This window comes from Vibrio sp. VB16 (assembly GCF_015594925.2).
GTDB lineage: Bacteria > Pseudomonadota > Gammaproteobacteria > Enterobacterales > Vibrionaceae > Vibrio.
This window is the reverse complement of record NZ_CP087591.1, coordinates 545,054-562,302: the sequence shown is the minus strand read 5'-3', so window position 1 is coordinate 562,302 and position 17,249 is coordinate 545,054. Positions and strand designations below refer to the sequence as shown.

The following is a 17,249-nucleotide window of genomic DNA, read 5'->3' as shown; positions in this document are numbered from 1 at the left end:
AACATCTACATATGTTGCTGATACTTGTTGTTTCGCTTATCTCACTCACCCACGGTGTAAAATAGGTGATTTAAGTCATGTTTCAAGTTTTGCTGAATCCTTTCAGCTTTAATACTGAATCGATTCAGCGTATAATTCAAGTTAGAATAACAAATAATCTGTAAAATTTTGATCAACTGCACATAAAGGTAATGAAATGACATTAGTCGAAATAGCAAAGTTGGCAGGTGTCTCAAAGACTACGGCAAGTTATGTCATCAACGGTAAAGCAAAAAAATACCGTATAAGTGAGAAGACTCAACATAAAGTGATGGCTGTTGTTAACGAGCATAATTACCAACCTGACCATGCAGCTTCATCCCTGCGGGCCGGGAATAGCCGTTCATTTGGCCTTATTATTCCTGATCTGGAGAACTCGAGCTACACCAAACTTGCCAAATTACTCGAACAAAACTCGCGAAAAGCGGGTTATCAAATCTTGATTGGTTGCAGTGATGACGAAGCTGAAATTGAAGAGAGTTTGGCTACCGCACTGTTGAGCCGAAGAATTGACGCACTGTTTGTGGCTACTTGCCTACCCAATGCAAACGAATATTACTTAAAAATCCAAAAATCTGGTACGCCTGTTGTGGCAATAGACCGTCCTTTAGATGATGAGTGTTTTGGGTGTGTTATCAGTGAAGACTACACCTCCGCCTATGATTTGACCAATTCAGTTTTGTCGCAGAGTGTAAAGACGGTTGGATTAATCGGTGCTCTGCCTGAATTAAGTATCTCTAAAGATCGTCAATTAGGTTTTTATGCGGCGGCGCGTATCCATAAGAAAGAATCTATCGTTGGTTATGGCAAGCATTTTAATAGAGAAGAAGGCAAAGCTGTATTGTCTCAATGGGTGCGAGAGAAAAAAGTACCTGACGCCATCGTGGTCACATCTTATACCCTTTTGGAAGGCGTGCTGGATGTGCTTTTGGAACACACCGAGCTGATGTCAAAAATAAAATTGGGCACTTTTGGCGATAACAGGTTGCTCGATTTCCTGCCAATGAAAGTAAACTCGCTGCCTCAGCAATTTGAATTAATCTCTGATAGCGCGCTTGCGTTAGCACTCAATGCTTCAGCCAAACGTCAGCAGTTTGGTATTGAGTTAATACCGAGAAAATTAATACGCCGATAACGACTGAGATACTCAAAGACTTACTCCAACGTCGTTCCCTCAAATTTAGCTGTTTATTCTATATAAGTGGCTAAATATCGAACAATTAACATCTGCACCAATATTATCTTTTTTCTTTATTTTCGCACCATTAAGGTGCGCTCATTATGAGCGAAATACATAGAAAAAGAACATGTCAGATTAATACGCTTACATATTCTAATTTTTTGGGTTAAACATCTAGTAAATTGACATTTATCAAGTGTGATGTTATCGGCACAACTATTGCTACAACTAACGGTAGATGCACAATATTGGTGATTGAGAATAGATACTCTAAAAGAGCACTTGAGTATTTATGCTGTACAAACGATATATAATGCAATAATATCTAGTAATAGTGAATAAAAAACCATTAATGGACTAATTTATTAACAATTATAACAGGGAATTAACATAATGAAGCATAAAATAGGTAAGTTGGCTGCATATAGCGCGATAATCCTCTGCTCTGCGGGAGCGGCCGCAGGACCAATATTAGACGGTATTGCAGAGTCTGGTGAATTACGCGCGTGTTTTGATGCGGGCTATATGCCATTTGAAATGAAGTCTACTAACAATAGCTATATCGGTTTTGATATCGATTTAGGTAAAGTGATGGCGAAGCAGATGGGTGTGAAATATGTGCCTGTAAACACAGCATGGGATGGCATTATTCCAGCGCTTATTACCGGTAAGTGCGACATCATTATGGCGGGTATGACGATAACGGCTCCTCGTAATATGAAGGTGAATTTTGCTGACCCATATATCGTCGTTGGCCAATCTATACTCCTAAATCCTAAGTTGAAGGGTGAGATTAACAGCTACAAAGACCTTAATGATCCTAAATATGTAGTAGCAAGTAAGCTCGGTACGACCGGTGAAACGGTGGTAAAAAGAATGCTAAGTAAGGCGGAGTATAACGCGTTTGAAACTGAAACTGATGCCGCTTTGGAAGTGATAAATGGTAAGGCTGACGCGATGATCTACGACATGCCGTTTATCTCTATCTATGCTGCTCAAAATAGTGAAAAAATAAACGCAATTCTTGAACCATTCACCTATGAGCCGCTTGGTTGGGCCGTTAAACAAGGTGACCCTGATATGGTCAACTTTTTGAACAATTACCTTCGTCAAATCAAAGGGGATGGCACTTACGATCGTATCTACGCTAAGTGGTTCAAGAGTGATGCTTGGTTAAAACAAATTAAATAAGTGGAATCAGCCAGAAACGTTCTGTTTCTGGCTCTCATTACTCTCATTTTGGTATTGATATGCTACATAAAAAGAATAATTGGGCTTGGCACTTTCTATTCATACTCGCTCTTATCGGCATTGGTTTCTCTGTTTATTCCGCTTCACAAAAAATAAATTATACATGGCAATGGAATCGAATTGTCCCCTACATAATTGATTCATCACCGACTGAAACGTTAGCCGATAGTGATGGTACGGTTATTACGGTCGAGAAGGGCAACATCGTTATTGAATTTGACAATGGAGACGCTGCTCAACGGATTGAAAAGGCAGATGATGTATTTGTAGTCGAGGGTGATTTAGTTTTTGCTGGTGACAGAATTTCTAGCCTAAATCAGCAGAGTATGGGTGTACTTTTAATCGGATTGATTACGACGATTCAACTCTCAATTATTTCATTGTCTTTTGCCATCATCATTGGTTTAGTTGCCGCGTTAATGCGTATATCCACAAACCCATTGAGTCGAAACTTCGCTTTTTTGTATGTTGAGATTATTCGCGGTACACCACTTCTTGTGCAGATCTTTATCGTGTATTTTTTCTTAGGCACGATTTTCGATCTGGACAGATTTACCGCAGGTATTACTGCGCTGTCTGTCTTTACCGGGGCGTATATTGCGGAAATCATTCGTTCGGGTATCCAATCGATCCCACAGGGGCAAATGGAAGCAGCACGCTCTTTGGGTATGAGTTATCCCAAGGCAATGACTTACGTTATCTTACCCCAAGCATTTAAACGCACGCTACCACCTATGGCTGGACAATTGATTAACCTAATAAAAGACTCTTCCTTAGTGTCGGTCATTTCCATTACGGATCTGACTAAGGCTGGCAGAGAAGTGGTTGCAGGTAGCTTTGCTACATTCGAAGTATGGTTCGCTGTTGCGGCGCTTTATCTTGTACTAACTTCCACACTATCTTTCGGCGTACAGCGCATTGAAAAGAGGCTATCAAACAGTGACTAGAGCGGATTATAAAGGCGAAGAGATGGTTGTCGCCGCAAGCGTAGATAAGATTTACGATAACGGCTGTCACGCACTAAAAAAGGTGTCCGTTACAGTAAAACGTGGAGAAGTCGTGGTGATTATAGGGCCGTCCGGTTCGGGTAAATCAACCTTCTTGCGGACATTAAACCAATTAGAGGTGGTGACGGACGGCGATATTATTATAGATGGTATCAACATGTACGACTCATCTACTGACATCAATGTACTACGTGAAAACGTCGGCATGGTATTTCAGTCCTTCAATCTATTTCCCCATCTTTCAGTCAAAAAAAATGTGATGCTAGCACCATTGAAAGTATCGAAGCTAGCTAAAGAGGAAGTAGAAAAGAAGGCAGTACAACTGCTAACTAGAGTAGGACTAGCTGAAAAAATAGATGTCTTTCCAAGTCAACTATCTGGCGGGCAGCAACAGCGTGTTGCTATTGCACGTGCGTTAGCAATGAATCCCGATCTCATGTTATTTGATGAGCCAACATCTGCACTCGATCCAGAGATGGTCGGAGAGGTTTTAGAAGTGATGAAGTCGCTTGCGGAGGAAGGTATGACCATGGTTGTCGTCACGCACGAAATGGGTTTTGCTAGTGAAGTAGCGGACAGGGTACTGTTTATGGAAGATGGCCAGCTGCTTGTTGATGACATACCTGAAAACTTTTTCGAAAATCCGTCTCATCCACGATTGAAAACGTTTTTGTCTAGTATTCTGTGAGTCGACACGCTGCTCATTTGATGAGTCATAGTAGGGTCTGTTGATCTTTTGAGGCTGTTTAACCACAGATCCTACGATATTTGCATAAACGGATATCGGCCCATGCTTTTCACATGAAGCATGGGTAGTTTTGCCCTTGTTATCGATACGATGTTATTTAAACCCGCTTATATCCCTCACTTTATCCACTTGCCACTGAATTTTGTTACACTACGCTCAAATATCCCTATAGGTCATTCCCATGAACGAAGAGCAACCAGACGATCTCTCCACTGATGAAGTAGAAGTTGAGGCGATCGGTATCGAGATCAGCAGCCAACCAATAGAACTCTATAAATTATTTAAAATAGCTAACTTGGTCAATGGTGGCGGTGAGGCTAAACACATTATCTCAGAAGGATATGTGGCCGTTAATGGTGAAATAGAGACCAGAAAACGTCGTAAAATGTTTGACGGCGATTTGGTTGAGTTTAATCAAGAATATTATGTGGTTTTGTGTGATCTTCCGGAAGGTGAATTACCAGAAGTTTTTGAAGAAGATCTGGTCGCGCAAGAGTACCAGGTGAGAGACTCGGATATTGAGTCTGTCGATCATGAAATGCAAGCTGAGTCTATTCAAAATGAATACGAAGAGGCCTCTCTGGAAGAAACAGAACTAGAAAGTGAGGAACCTGAGTCCGAACCTGAAGAGCCTGCAAAAAAAAATAGCGGTAGAAAATCGATTCAGTTTTTCTAATCTAAAATAACGCATTCGTTCTTTTGACCGAATTTTCGTTAGCGAATAGCCACTGAAATAGAGAAGGTATTCGGTGGCAGTTATCTGTTTGACTCTCTATGGCGATTAGCATCACAAAATAAGACTTAATCACTTCCTTAACGGTTACTTAAACGATTAAGTTAAATATCATGCTATTTAACTGTCAATAAAGTACACGTACAAGGGAGTTCGCAATGCTGTCACATTCGTTGAGCGAGAAAGCATTAAAACAAGTATTGAGTTCTGTCACCCTGCCAACGTTGACCAATAAAGAGGAAAAGGTATTTCTAGACCGTTTAGATTTTCATTTTCCAGAACTGGTTTCAAAGCTCCATCTACTCTATTCCGACCACTATGATTTTTTCTTTCATCTTCAAAGCCTAATCAATGGCTTGGCAACAGCATTTTCCCGTCGTAAACCTGAGTTAAAAATTAGAGACGAGCAGCGCCTTCTCAATCCCACTTGGTATCGAAGTGAAAAGATGTTGGGCATGGCGCTTTACGTTGATTTGTTTGCAGGTGATTTAAAAAACCTTAAATTAAAGCTGCCCTATTTTCAGAGTCTCGGAGTTAATTACATCCACTTAATGCCGCTGTACCAGTCACCTAAAGGCGATAGTGACGGTGGTTATGCGGTATCAGACTATCGTAAAGTTGATTCAACATTAGGAAGTGAAAAGGACCTAGAGGATCTCGCTGATGCTTTTAGTGAAGCGGGTATTAGCTTGGTTCTTGATTTTGTGTTTAACCACACCTCAAATGAGCATGAATGGGCAAAAAAAGCATTAGCTGGCAACCCAGAGTTTGCGAATTTTTATCATTTCTTCAATGATAAGAAAGAGGTGGATGAATATAATCAAACATGTCGTGAAATTTTTCCTACGGTAAGACGAGGAAGTTTTACCTATTTAGAGCAATCAAATAAATGGGTTTGGACCACATTTAATAGCTTCCAATGGGACCTTAATTATTCTAACCCCGCGGTGTTTAATGCGATTGCGGATGAAATGCTTTTTTTAGCAAATATAGGGTGTGAAGGATTGCGACTAGATGCACTTGCGTTTATCTGGAAGGAAAAGTGGACACAGTGCGAAAATTTAACCAAAGCACATACGCTAATTCAAGCATTTAATCTCTGTTTGCAGATTGTTGCCCCCGCTGTTCAGTTTAAGTCAGAAGCGATTGTTCACCCAGATGAAGTCGCAAAATATATCGATAAAAATGAATGCCAGCTCTCATATAACCCACTCATGATGGCACTTATGTGGGAAAGCTTGGCAACCAGAGAAACCAAGCTATTGACGGCTTCACTTAAGAAGAGCTTCGACATTGCTCCTGATTGTGCATGGGTGAATTATATCCGATGTCATGATGATATTGGATGGACATTTGATGATGAAGTGGCGAGTCAGTTGGGGATAAATGGCTTCGATCATCGTCGTTTTCTGAATCAATTTTACACGGGTCGTTTTGACGGCTCTTTTGCGAAAGGAGTACCATTTCAAGAGAATCCGACAACGGGCGATTGTCGAGTCTGCGGCTCATTAGCCTCGTTGGCAGGGCTAGAAAAAGCGATAATATCAGGTGATACGCAGACGTTGGATCACGCCATCAAACGGATATTACTTCTTAACAGCATAAGCTTAAGTATTGGGGGTATCCCACTAATTTATCAAGGTGATGAGATTGGTGTGTTGAATGATCATACTTATCTAGATAATGAATTTAAAAGAGATGATTCTCGCTGGGTCAATCGACCCGCGATTACAGAAGAGATCGTCAACTTAGCGAAGCATGCGACGTCCCCACAAGGTATCGTTAATCGCCAACTAAAGCAGATGATTGCTATCCGTCAATCTGAATCTGTGTTTGGTGAAGCGAGTACACAGATACTGGAAACCTACCGTTCTCACTTATTTGCTTATTCCCGTGAACATAAAAACGGAGAGAAGCTGCTCGCTATTTGCAATTTCAGTGAACATCCGCAATCAATACCAAGTTCTATTTGTGATCTGCTACAGGCGAATCAGGTGTTTGACTTGCTAACAGGGAATGATATCTCACTTAACCAAGAGATCACTCTCGGAGCGTACGCTGTACTTTGGATAAAAAAATTAGAAATTGGAACAGTTAATGAGAAGTGAAAAACAAAAAATGCTGGCTGGCGAACCCTATCTTGCTTGGGACAAAGAACTGTATTCAGAACGTGTCGCTTGCCGTAAAACATTACAAATACTAAATAATAGCTTACCAAATAGTGACGAATGGAAGGCATCGATCAAGCAACTGATTTCAAATGCGACGGATGATACCTATATCGAACCACCTTTTCGATGTGATTACGGCAGCAATATCCGTGTAGGTAAGAACTTTTATGCTAATTTTAACTGCATTATATTAGATGTGAATCGAGTTAATATTGGTGATAACGTACTCCTTGCACCCAATGTTCAAATCTATACCGCGGGTCACCCAACGGATGTGAAAAGCAGAGTTGAAGAGGGCGTTGAATTCGGCCTGCCGATCACAATCGGTGATAATGTGTGGATAGGTGGCGGCGCAATCATCTGTCCGGGCGTGACAATTGGTGCCAACTCAGTGATTGGTGCTGGTGCCGTAGTCACCAAAGATGTACCTGAAAGTGTGGTTGCAGCAGGTAATCCGTGCAGGGTTATTAAGAAGATCGATAATACCTAAATGCGATATTTTTGTATTTGTGATTTTATACAGCCTAAAGTAGCGATAACTTTAATATCCGAGTTTAGGCGAACAATAATTATTAGAGTAACTAACAGTTGTAATAGCGCATCGATACAGTTATCGTGCGCTTCCAATTTCGTCACTCCCTAACCGATAGGACATTCCCTTGAGCCAGATTCCATTTTCTACTCTTTCTTTGTCGCCTGCTTTATTGCAAAACTTGGAGACATTGGGCTACACCTCAATGACACCAATTCAAGCAAAAGCATTACCCCTTATGCTTAAAGGCGTTGACGTTATTGGGCAAGGAAAAACCGGCTCAGGTAAGACGGCTGCGTTTGGACTTAGCTTATTGACTAACCTCAATGTAAAACGCTTTAGAGTTCAATGCTTAGTATTGTGTCCAACAAGGGAACTCGCTGATCAGGTAGCAAAAGAGATCCGATCGTTAGCGCGTTCTATTCACAATATTAAGGTATTGACACTTTGTGGCGGTATGCCAATGGGTCCACAGATTGGTTCACTTGAACACGGTGCCCATATTTTGGTCGGCACACCTGGCCGTATTTTGGATCACCTTGAGAGAGGACGTATTGACCTTTCTGAACTCAACACGTTGGTTTTGGATGAAGCCGATAGAATGTTGGATATGGGTTTTCAAGACGCACTAGATGCGATAATCGGTGAAGCACCAACAGAAAGACAAACACTCCTATTTAGTGCGACCTTCCCAGAACAGATTCAAACAGTGGCTAACAAAATAATGAAGAAGCCTGAGCTGGTTAAGGTTGAGGCAACCCATGATAATTCAAGTATTTCGCAATTCTTCTTCAAAGTAGGCAATGATACGGACAGATTAAATGCGGTCAAAAAGCTGCTATTGTCACATCGACCTGAATCTTCTGTGATCTTCTGTAATACAAAACGCGAAGTTCAAGAGGTGGCTGAAGAGCTGTACCAAGAAGGGTTTGACGTTATTGATCTTCATGGTGATTTAGAACAAAGAGACCGAAATCAAGCTCTGGTTCAGTTTTCAAATAAAAGCATCTCTATCTTAATTGCGACTGATGTTGCGGCTCGTGGACTTGATGTAGATAACCTAGATATGGTTATCAATTATCAATTATCTCGCGATCCGGAGGTTCATGTACACCGTATAGGTCGTACTGGCCGTGCGGGTAGTAAAGGTATGGCGTGTAGCTTGTTTAGCAGTAACGAAATGCATCGAGTAGCACAGATAGATGAGTATATGGATCTTCCTATCGATCCTATTGCGCTGCCGAATGAAGAGGTATTGAGTGAGCCAACATACCAAGCTGAAATGGTGACGATAGAGATCTCTGGCGGTAAAAAGCAGAAAGTACGTGCAGGTGACATTCTTGGAGCATTGACAGGTCAAGACGGTATCGATGGTAAAAAAGTTGGCAAAATTAATCTTTTTGACATGCGTTCTTATGTAGCAGTACATAAGAATGTTGTTAAAGAAGCACTTAAAAAACTAGAGAATGGCAAACTTAAAGGTCGCAAGTTTAGAGCTCGAATTCTTCGATAGTCGCTTGCAAGCATAAACGCTTTTAAATTGTCTCGAGGTACCTTCGGTTACGAATGTACCTCGTTTTAGTTTCTACCCTAATCTATAGCAGGTTAAGGTTACTTAACTGGGTAAAAGGTGTTCAATTTCTTGGGCTGCCTCGTCTGCACAACACTCTTCCCGCAAATAACTGATCACGCCTTCTAAGTTCTCATACTCTGCTACACAGTATAGTGTGCGGCCTTCTCGTCGTTGTTTAATCAGATCGGCGGAAGCGAGGCTAGAAATATGATGAGACAAAGTAGAATTTGGGATTTTCAATATCTCTTGAATTTTCCCAACAGCAATACCTTGAAAGCCTGCCTTAACCACCGTTTTATATATGCATAAACGGGTAGGGTGACCAAGTTCTTTCAGTGCTTTTGCAACGCTTTCTAGATTCATTCATTACTCCTAATTGATAGTTCGATAATATTCGAAATGGGGGAGATATTCAACCCACTTTACGGCTCTGTCGCAAGGTTGAGTCTAAATACAAGAACATTGCATGTTTCAATCACTGAAATACCTATCCTAACTTTCAATGACTTAACTACAGGTTTAGTGGATCAAAGTAGGTCCTCTCTATATTTATATTTCGATAATCATGGAAATGTATTGACGACATCAATTTGCGATAGTATATTTCGGTTATTCTAGAAATACAGAGATAAAATATTATGAATATTACACAAAACATGGTCATGGATACCTTGGACATGTTTGCCTTTTTAGCGGTAGAACTCACCATTCTTTTTCTATTGATTAGCTACCTTGTTGGTGTATTACAGGAATACATCCCACCAGAAAAAATACAGAGTATTCTGAGTGGTAAGAACGGTAAAGGGTATCTCGTAGCGGGTTTCCTCGGCGCGATTACACCGTTCTGCTCATGCTCAACCATTCCTTTCTTGAAGGGCTTGTTGCGGGCGAAAGCGGGCTTCGGAACTATGATGGTTTTCCTATTTGCGAGCCCACTGTTAAATCCAATAATCATCGGGCTGTTTGCTGTAACGTTTGGACTAAAAGTCACCGCGTTCTATTTTGCTATCGCGATGGGCGTATCCGTTGTAGCAGGCTACACACTTGAAAAACTTGGCTTTGAAAAATACGTAAAGCCAGAAGCGTATATTACCCCTGAAACCAAAGGGTGTACTTCCTCATGTGGTGGAAAAGTAAAGGCTGTAAGCAAATGGAGAAAGATTTGGAACAGCACATGGACAGACTTTAAAAAGGTGCTTCCTTATCTAGTGGGTGGTATAGCGCTTGGCTCGATGATTTATGGCTTTATGCCAACAGAGTTTGTTGCGAGTATTGCAAGTGAAGACAATCCATTCGCTATTCCGGTCGCCGCGATAATTGGTATTCCATTGTATATCCGTGCGGAAGCTGTGATTCCCCTAAGTGCAGCGTTGGCCGCTAAAGGGATGGGGCTTGGGGCTGTAATGGCGTTAATCATTGGCAGTGCAGGTGCAAGTCTAACGGAAGTGATTTTGCTTAAATCTATCTTCAAAAATCAGATGGTTGCCGCGTTCCTATTCGTTATCGTAAGCATGGCAATCGGTGCTGGTTTCCTATACCAATTCATCTTCTAATCGGTAAAAGCACGCCTTAAAATTGTAATACCGATTATTTAAGAAAAAATATTCATCGTCATTCCAGTGAAAACGTAATGCTGTTTGGTTAGTGCTAAATACTTCGTCATTCCCGTGAAAACAGGTCAGTTTTCGTTGGGATGACAGGTTTAAATAACCTTAACCGAACAGCATTAGCCTTTTTAGGGTGTGCTTTTTTTCTTATTAATACATCACTTAATTAGTGACCGATCTCTGTTTTTCCTTTCAAATTTTTAATTTTCATTAGACCTCCATCACACATTTATTTTTCCTATGAGGTAAAAAATAATTGAGCAGCTATATTCTATCGAAACGTTTCGATGGCGTTTTATTTAGCACCATCGAAACGTTTCGATGGTTAGTGAAAATCTTGTCAGGTTTTTTCTAAATGAGAGATTCTCGTTTTAAGGGTTACACAATTAGGTCACCAATATGAAAAAAACACGCTTATTAAATTCTGAACTTTCTTATCTTGTTGCGACACTCGGGCACACAGATGAAATTACGATTGGTGACGCGGGATTGCCCATTCCTGAAGGCGTAGAACGAATTGACTTAGCTTTAACTCATGGTGTTCCTGGTTTTATTCAGACGGTTGAAGTATTACTTAGTGAGTCTCAAATTGAAGGCGTCATCATTGCGGAAGAAACGAAACAAGTGAGTCCTGAGCTACATTCTCAATTGCTTGAAGTGATTAAAAAAGACAGCCAGAGTACAGGTAAAGAAACGAACATAACTTATGTTTCTCATGAAGAATTTAAAGTTCACTCTTTTGATAGTAAAGCGATAGTAAGAACGGGTGAATGTACACCTTATGCCAATGTGATTTTTCAAACTGGTGTCACTTTTTAAACGCAGACATTTCGAGGAAGAGTAATGACTCAACCAATTTTAGAGCTAACGGGTATAGACAAAGCCTTTCCCGGTGTGAAAGCGCTAGATAATGCTTGTCTCAATGTATATCCAGGTCGTGTTATGGCGCTGCTTGGCGAAAATGGTGCAGGTAAGTCTACGTTGATGAAAGTGTTAACGGGCATCTATTCTTTAGATGCAGGAGACATCCGATACCAAGGCGTTAACGCTGCATTTCAAGGGCCGAAGCATTCTCAGGAAGCGGGCATCAGTATTATTCATCAGGAACTAAATCTTATTCCTGAATTAACTATCGCTGAAAATATATTTTTAGGCCGTGAAAGAGTATCACCATTAGGCCGTATTCGATGGTCTGAAATGTATAAAGAGGCGGATGCACTGCTTGCTCGCCTTAATGTCAAACATAGCTCTAAAGACCAACTTGGTTCGCTGAGTCTTGGTGAACAACAAATGGTTGAGATTGCCAAAGCGCTCTCATTTGATTCGAAGGTCATCATTATGGATGAGCCTACCGACGCATTAACCGATACAGAGAGTGAGTCACTGTTTGCGGTGATTGAGGAATTGCGCCAAGAGGGATGTGGCATTGTCTATATTTCACATCGTTTGAAAGAGATCTTCCAGATGTGCGATGACATTACGGTATTGCGTGACGGCAAGTTTATCAATCAATGTACGGTAGCGGAAACCAATGAGGATCTGCTCATTGAGATGATGGTAGGTCGTAAACTTGAAGAACAATATCCTCGAATCAATGCGGTTCATGGAACCACCTGTTTGGAAGTGAAAAATCTAACTGGTTCGGGTGTTAATGACGTTAGCTTTACATTAGATAGAGGTGAGATCCTCGGTATATCTGGTTTGATGGGGGCAGGTCGTACAGAGCTAATGAAAGCGATATATGGGGCGTTACCAAAAGAGTCCGGCAAGGTGATGTTGGACGGGAAAGCTATCGAACCGCAAAACCCACAAGAAGGGTTAGCACAGGGCATTGCCTATATCTCTGAAGATCGTAAAGGTGATGGATTGGTATTGAGCTTGTCGGTTAAAGAAAATATGTCACTTAGTTGTCTAGAACAGCTATCGAAAGGAATCCAAATTCAACACAAAGACGAAGTGATGGCGGTAGAAGATTTTATCAACCTCTTTAATATTAAAACGCCGAGCCGCAACCAGATTATTGGTAATCTTTCTGGTGGTAACCAGCAAAAAGTGGCTATCGCGAAGGGGTTAATGACAAGGCCAAAGGTGTTGATCTTAGATGAACCAACCCGCGGCGTAGATGTTGGCGCCAAAAAAGAGATATACCAACTCATCAACAAGTTCAAGGCGGAAGGAATGAGCATTATATTAGTCTCTTCGGAAATGCCGGAAGTACTTGGAATGAGTGACCGAATTATTGTTATGCACGAAGGCCACATCAGTGGTGAATTTGATGCGAAAGAAGCGGATCAAGAGAAACTTATGGCTTGTGCTGTTGGTAAAAAAGTAAGTGAGGTAGCAGCATGAACAACGATACAACAACCAAAAAGATAGAACCCATGCAAGATAGAAAACTATTTACTAAAGAGTGGCTAATCGAGCAGAAATCACTCATCGCATTGCTTTTTTTGATTGCAGTGGTTTCGTTTCTTAACCCTTATTTTTTTACGATGGATAACATCCTCAATATTTTGAGACAAACATCCGTCAATGCAATTATTGCCGTAGGGATGACCCTTGTTATTCTCACCGCGGGTATAGATTTGAGTGTAGGGTCCGTAATGGCACTATGCGGAGCCTTTGCCGCGAGTTTAATTGCAATGGAAGTCTCGGTGTTCATCGCCGTTCCAACGGCGCTTCTAGCGGGTGCGGCTTTAGGCGCAATTAGTGGGGTGATTATCGCCAAAGGTAAGGTTCAAGCCTTTATTGCTACACTGGTTACGATGACTTTATTACGTGGTGTGACGATGGTGTACACCGACGGACGACCAATTTCGACTGGATTTACTGATACTGCGGATACGTTTGCGTGGTTTGGTACTGGATATGCTCTAGGTATCCCTGTTCCGGTATGGATTATGGTTATTGTATTTTCGGCCGCATGGTATGTGCTAAACCACACGCGATTTGGCCGTTATGTATACGCCTTAGGTGGCAATGAATCAGCAACACGCCTATCTGGTATTAATGTTGATCGTGTAAAGATAGGTGTATACGCCATCTGTGGTCTACTCGCGGCTTTAGCCGGTCTTATAGTGACGTCCCGTTTGTCGTCGGCTCAGCCGACAGCCGGGATGGCCTATGAACTTGATGCTATTGCTGCCGTAGTACTCGGTGGTACCAGCCTAGCTGGTGGACGTGGACGTATTATGGGGACCTTAATTGGCGCATTGATTATTGGTTTTCTTAATAACGCGTTAAACCTTCTAGATGTATCTTCTTACTATCAGATGATTGCCAAAGCTGTCGTCATTCTTCTGGCAGTTTTAGTTGATAATAAAAATAAATAACTCTACCAATATAGGGCTAAGGTGAACCTTAGCTCTCACTATGAAACAAAGGACTACAATAATGAAAAAGATCGCAACTCTTATCTCAGCCGCTGTTTTATCTGCATCAATGAGCACTACGGCGTTCGCTGAAGATACAATAGCAGTAGTAGTATCTACTCTAAACAACCCATTTTTCGTTTCGATGAAAGATGGCGCTGAGAAAAAAGCAAAAGAATTAGGCTATAAGCTTATCGTTCTAGATTCACAGAATGATCCAAGTAAAGAACTTTCTAATGTTGAGGATCTAACGGTTCGTGGTGTGAAGGCAATTCTGATTAACCCAACGGATTCTGATGCGGTTTCTAATGCAATCCGTATGATTAACGGAACAAATATTCCTGTGCTTACTCTAGACCGTGGCGCAAGCCGTGGTAAAGTTGCAAGCCACATTGCATCAGACAACGTAGTTGGTGGCGAACTCGCGGGTAACTTTATTGTTGAAGCTATTGGTGATAATGCGAAAGTTATTCAGCTTGAAGGTATCGCCGGTACTTCTGCGGCGCGTGAGCGTGGTGAAGGCTTCATGAATGCTGTTAAAGGCAGCAAAATGGAACTGCTTGCTACTCAACCAGCCGATTTTGACCGTACTAAAGGTTTGAACGTAATGGAAAACCTACTTGCTGCTAACCCAGATGTTCAAGCAGTATTTGCTCAAAATGACGAAATGGCATTGGGCGCACTTCGCGCGGTTCAAGCATCAAGTAAAGACGTTATGATCATCGGTTTTGATGGAACAGATGATGGTATTGCAGCGGTTAAACGTGGCGACCTAGCAGCAACGGTTGCTCAACAACCTGAATTGATCGGTGCACTTGGTGTTGAAACAGCAGATAAAATCCTTAAAGGTGAGACAGTTGAAACGTACATTCCAGTACCTCTAAAACTTGTTCTTAAGTAAAACTAAAAATAGGTAATGTTGATAGATTGGATTCGTTTGGTTGAGTCTATTGGCATTACCTACCGCTGGGGAAACCCATCGCCAAACTTTCCCGAAAATTAAATAATTTACTTATTTCAGTAAAGTAACTAAATTATTCGGTTTTATATCCTCTACTCAATAGGTTGAATGTATGAGTAAACTCATTGTCCTCGGCAGCGTTAATGCTGATCATGTTCTAAAGGTTCCATCTTTTCCTAGACCAGGTGAAACACTTCACGGTGGTGGATATCAGGTGATTCCTGGTGGTAAAGGGGCCAATCAAGCAATCGCGGCAGTTCGCTTAGGCGCAGATATTGGATTTATTGCGAGTGTAGGTGATGATGCGTTTGGCGTAGCGATCAAAAAGAGTTTCAAAGAAGAAGGCATGAATACCGACGCCGTTTTGATTGAAGATAATACGCCAACAGGAATTGCAATGATTCAGGTTGCGGATACAGGCGAAAACAGCATTTGTATCTCTGCTGAAGCGAATGGTCGGTTGAATGCGGCACGAATTGCCCCTTATCTTTCGTCAATTGAACAGGCAGATTTTCTGCTTATGCAATTAGAGACGCCGATGGATGGGGTTGAATTGGCGGCAAAAACGGCTAAGTTATCGGGAACCAAAGTGGTACTTAACCCTGCTCCGGCGACAAAACTTAGTGATAACTTATTAAGCTGTGTAGATATCATCACGCCGAACGAAACCGAGGCAGAAATACTCACAGGTGTAACCGTGTTTGATGAGCAGTCTGCGCAAGTGGCTTCAGATATTCTGCATGCCAAAGGCATCGAAACCGTGTTGATTACGTTAGGCGCGCAGGGCGTATGGCTTAGTGAAGAACGTGGTAAAGGCGAAATAATCTCTGGTTTTAAAGTTGATGCAACTGATACGACAGCGGCAGGAGATACCTTTAATGGCGGTTTAGTGACAGGATTGATGGACGGTATGAACTTAAAACAATCTGTCGTTCTAGCTCATGCTGCCGCGGCTATTTCGGTGACCCGATTTGGTGCTCAAACTTCTATTCCATGTCGGAAGGAAGTGGATGCATTCAGTACTCAACACGATATTTAAAATCACCCTCAACAAATTAAGGTTGTCACATGGCTTCAATGAAAGATATTGCCAAACTAGCGGATGTTTCTACGTCTACGGTAAGCCATGTTGTTAATCAGACTCGGTACGTAAGCGAAGAGATTACCACTCGAGTAAAACAAGCCGCTAAAGAGCTGAATTACTCGCCTTCTGCTCTTGCTCGCAGCCTAAAAATGAATCGCACTCGTACTATCGGTTTACTGGTAACAACCTCAACCAACCCCTTTTTTGGTGAAGTTGTAAAAGGAGTAGAAAGGCACTGCTATGAACAAGACTACAACCTAATTCTTTGTAATACCGAAGGAGATGACGCTCGAATGAAGGCGTCGATTAACACGCTTTTGGAAAAAAGAGTCGATGGGTTGCTTTTGCTTTGTTCTAGCCTAGAGGGGAAATACTTAGACGTATTCGATCGATATCAGGATATCCCTACCGTGGTTATGGATTGGGGAGAAACCCATTTCCCAAGTGATAAAATTAAAGACAATTCAAGGCTTGGCGGTTACATGGCGGCTAAGCACCTAATTGATAATGGACATCGTGAAATTGGCTGTATTACGGGCCCATTAGATCGCCATCAAGCTCAGATTCGTTTTGCAGGTTTTCAGCAAGCACTGGATGACGAAGGAATATCACTGGAAAACAAGTGGGTCGTTCCTTCTAACTTCGAGTGTGATGGCGGATACGATGCATTTAATCTCCTATATGAACGTGGTGAGTTGCCAAGTGCTATCTTTGCTTGTAACGATATGATGGCCATGGGTTTAATCAATGCTGCGAATGAAAAAGGGGTTAGAGTACCTGAAGACCTTTCAGTTATTGGTTATGATGATATCTATATCGCTAAATTTATGGTTCCGGCGCTGACAACTATCCACCAACCCAAATTTCGACTGGGTAAAACGGCCGTTGATACTTTGCTTAAACGTATTGAAAAGCGAGCCGAGCAGATACAACAGGTACAGCTGGAGCCAACGCTAGTGGTTCGAAATAGTGTTAAACCGTTGAAATAAGCA

General features: G+C 41.7%; 16 protein-coding genes. 15 read left to right on the top strand and 1 reads right to left on the bottom strand.

Annotated elements, in window-relative coordinates; translation table 11 throughout:
- Nucleotides 1–196: 196 nt before the first annotated feature.
- The 8 genes from cra to dbpA all read left to right on the top strand — a co-directional run bounded on the left by cra (nucleotide 197) and on the right by dbpA (nucleotide 9,174).
- Nucleotides 197–1,174: a catabolite repressor/activator gene (cra, locus tag IUZ65_RS19020; protein WP_195705599.1), complete on the top strand. Its 978-nt coding sequence runs from the start codon at nucleotides 197–199 to the stop codon at nucleotides 1,172–1,174.
- 438 nt (nucleotides 1,175–1,612) lie between these two features.
- Nucleotides 1,613–2,410 (top strand): transporter substrate-binding domain-containing protein, encoded by a 798-nt coding sequence (locus tag IUZ65_RS19015; protein ID WP_195705598.1) that lies wholly within the window; start codon nucleotides 1,613–1,615, stop codon nucleotides 2,408–2,410.
- A gap of 59 nt (nucleotides 2,411–2,469) precedes the next feature.
- Nucleotides 2,470–3,417, top strand: coding sequence for an amino acid ABC transporter permease (locus tag IUZ65_RS19010; RefSeq protein ID WP_195705597.1), 948 nt, complete (start codon nucleotides 2,470–2,472; stop codon nucleotides 3,415–3,417).
- A gap of 22 nt (nucleotides 3,418–3,439) precedes the next feature.
- A complete protein-coding gene (locus IUZ65_RS19005; RefSeq protein WP_195706439.1) occupies nucleotides 3,440–4,165 on the top strand; it encodes an amino acid ABC transporter ATP-binding protein in 726 nt (241 codons plus the stop codon).
- Between the two features lie 241 nt (nucleotides 4,166–4,406).
- On the top strand, nucleotides 4,407–4,901 hold the full coding sequence (locus IUZ65_RS19000) for an RNA-binding S4 domain-containing protein (RefSeq protein WP_195705596.1): 495 nt from the start codon (nucleotides 4,407–4,409) through the stop codon (nucleotides 4,899–4,901).
- A gap of 215 nt (nucleotides 4,902–5,116) precedes the next feature.
- Complete coding sequence (locus IUZ65_RS18995) at nucleotides 5,117–7,066, top strand: alpha-amylase family protein (RefSeq protein WP_195705595.1); 1,950 nt, start codon at nucleotides 5,117–5,119, stop codon at nucleotides 7,064–7,066.
- Entirely contained in the window at nucleotides 7,056–7,619 is a 564-nt protein-coding gene (locus IUZ65_RS18990) for a sugar O-acetyltransferase (RefSeq protein WP_195705594.1), read from the top strand. The genes IUZ65_RS18995 and IUZ65_RS18990 overlap by 11 nt, the downstream gene beginning before the upstream one ends.
- Before the next feature lie 169 nt (nucleotides 7,620–7,788).
- On the top strand, nucleotides 7,789–9,174 hold the full coding sequence (gene dbpA, locus IUZ65_RS18985) for an ATP-dependent RNA helicase DbpA (RefSeq protein ID WP_195705593.1): 1,386 nt from the start codon (nucleotides 7,789–7,791) through the stop codon (nucleotides 9,172–9,174).
- 102 nt (nucleotides 9,175–9,276) lie between these two features.
- Here the strand turns inward: dbpA and IUZ65_RS18980 are convergent, their stop codons facing one another.
- Complete coding sequence (locus tag IUZ65_RS18980) at nucleotides 9,277–9,597, bottom strand: ArsR/SmtB family transcription factor (RefSeq protein ID WP_195705592.1); 321 nt, start codon at nucleotides 9,595–9,597, stop codon at nucleotides 9,277–9,279.
- A 272-nt stretch (nucleotides 9,598–9,869) separates the two neighbouring features.
- On the opposite strand from IUZ65_RS18980, the gene IUZ65_RS18975 reads away from it, so the two are divergent.
- From IUZ65_RS18975 to IUZ65_RS18945, 7 genes are all read left to right on the top strand, one after another.
- A complete protein-coding gene (locus IUZ65_RS18975; protein ID WP_195706438.1) occupies nucleotides 9,870–10,787 on the top strand; it encodes a permease in 918 nt (305 codons plus the stop codon).
- A gap of 453 nt (nucleotides 10,788–11,240) precedes the next feature.
- The gene (gene rbsD / locus IUZ65_RS18970; protein WP_195705591.1) at nucleotides 11,241–11,660 is read left to right on the top strand and encodes a D-ribose pyranase; all 420 of its coding nucleotides are present in this window, start codon (nucleotides 11,241–11,243) and stop codon (nucleotides 11,658–11,660) included.
- Nucleotides 11,661–11,684: 24 nt separating this feature from the next.
- On the top strand, nucleotides 11,685–13,190 hold the full coding sequence (rbsA, locus tag IUZ65_RS18965) for a ribose ABC transporter ATP-binding protein RbsA (RefSeq protein ID WP_195705590.1): 1,506 nt from the start codon (nucleotides 11,685–11,687) through the stop codon (nucleotides 13,188–13,190).
- Nucleotides 13,187–14,173, top strand: a complete 987-nt coding sequence (rbsC, locus tag IUZ65_RS18960) for a ribose ABC transporter permease (RefSeq protein WP_195705589.1) — start codon at nucleotides 13,187–13,189, stop codon at nucleotides 14,171–14,173. Before rbsA ends, rbsC begins: the two co-directional genes overlap by 4 nt.
- A 61-nt stretch (nucleotides 14,174–14,234) precedes the next feature.
- On the top strand, nucleotides 14,235–15,113 hold the full coding sequence (rbsB, locus tag IUZ65_RS18955) for a ribose ABC transporter substrate-binding protein RbsB (RefSeq protein ID WP_195705588.1): 879 nt from the start codon (nucleotides 14,235–14,237) through the stop codon (nucleotides 15,111–15,113).
- Nucleotides 15,114–15,285: 172 nt separating this feature from the next.
- Nucleotides 15,286–16,212: a ribokinase gene (rbsK, locus tag IUZ65_RS18950; RefSeq protein WP_195705587.1), complete on the top strand. Its 927-nt coding sequence runs from the start codon at nucleotides 15,286–15,288 to the stop codon at nucleotides 16,210–16,212.
- A gap of 29 nt (nucleotides 16,213–16,241) precedes the next feature.
- Nucleotides 16,242–17,246: a substrate-binding domain-containing protein gene (locus tag IUZ65_RS18945; protein WP_195705586.1), complete on the top strand. Its 1,005-nt coding sequence runs from the start codon at nucleotides 16,242–16,244 to the stop codon at nucleotides 17,244–17,246.
- The last annotated feature ends 3 nt before the right edge of the window (nucleotides 17,247–17,249 follow it).